The 1,072-nt window shown below is 46.5% G+C and carries 1 protein-coding gene; it reads left to right on the top strand.

The genetic code is table 11. The annotated features are described in order from the left end of the window. Positions 1-58: 58 nt before the first annotated feature. Positions 59-1,036 (top strand): integrase core domain-containing protein, encoded by a 978-nt coding sequence (locus IEV61_RS20535; protein WP_188419026.1) that lies wholly within the window; start codon positions 59-61, stop codon positions 1,034-1,036. Positions 1,037-1,072 lie beyond the last annotated feature (36 nt).

The following is a 1,072-nucleotide window of genomic DNA, read 5'->3' as shown; positions in this document are numbered from 1 at the left end:
TGTAAAGGTCAGATAATTCGGGGACAAGCTTAACTTTAAATAACTAAGTTAACTTGTTATGCGCATTAACACGAGTGATCTGACCTTAAAGCGGAACTATTTGCAGACCTACCGCCTATTGATCAAGGAGTATGAGCAGGTCAAGCGGGGTGAGCACCCGGTGTATAAATTGGCCAAAGAGTTTTATCTGGCCCGGCATACCGACCGCAGAAGCTTTCTCAAGTACTATAACCGTTATAAGCAGTCGGGCAGTGAAGAAGACCTTTTGCCCTCGAAGCGCGGTCCCCGCTTCAGCACCCGCAGGCCATGCCCCTTAGATGAGCAGCAGGTACTGGACTTGCGCAGCAGGGGATGTAATAAGTATGAGATTGCCAGCCAGATAAAGCAAAAATCTGATAACTTTAACCCGTCGCCATCAGGTGTGTACAACATTCTCAGGCGGCACGGCAAGAACCGTTTGCAGGTAATAGAAAAAGAAGAAAAGCGAAGAATCATCAAAGAACGTATGGGCCAGTTAGGGCATATCGATTGTCATCACTTAAGCAAAAGTGTGATCAGGTGCCAGCATAGAAACCTGTATTTGCTTTGCGTGCTGGACGATTATTCCAGGGTAGCCTGGGCACAGGTGATGGAAGACATTACCGCCTTGACTACCATGTTCACCACCATGCACTGCATACAGGCCCTAAAACGGGAGTTCGGTATCCAGTTTGAAGAGATCATTGCAGACAACGGCCCCGAGTTTGGTACCTCCTCCAGTTTGAACAAGCGCAATCACCCCTTTGAACGTATGCTCATGGAAACCGGCATAAAACGCCGGTACATGAAGCCTTACCGGCCTCAAACAAATGGCAAGGTCGAGCGCTTTTGGCGGACACTGAAAGAAGATCTCATTGAAGACACTGACTTTGATACCCTGGAAGAACTTGAAGACCAACTCTTGAAATATTTGGTCTATTACAACTGGGAAAGGCCACATCAAGGTATAGGCGGTAAAAAACCTATCGAAATGACCACCCTAAACAACATATCTTAAATCATCTGTTTGTCCTCGAATTACTAAACCCTTACA

This window comes from Mucilaginibacter galii (genome assembly GCF_014635825.1).
Lineage (GTDB): Bacteria > Bacteroidota > Bacteroidia > Sphingobacteriales > Sphingobacteriaceae > Mucilaginibacter > Mucilaginibacter galii.
The sequence above is the reverse complement of the archived record's forward strand: the minus strand, read 5'-3'. Positions and strand labels throughout refer to the sequence as shown.

Bases quoted from the DNA above. Each gene is read 5' to 3' on its own strand.
- IEV61_RS20535 (WP_188419026.1), top strand. From the start codon at position 59: ATGCGCATTAACACGAGTGATCTGACCTTAAAGCGGAACTATTTGCAG.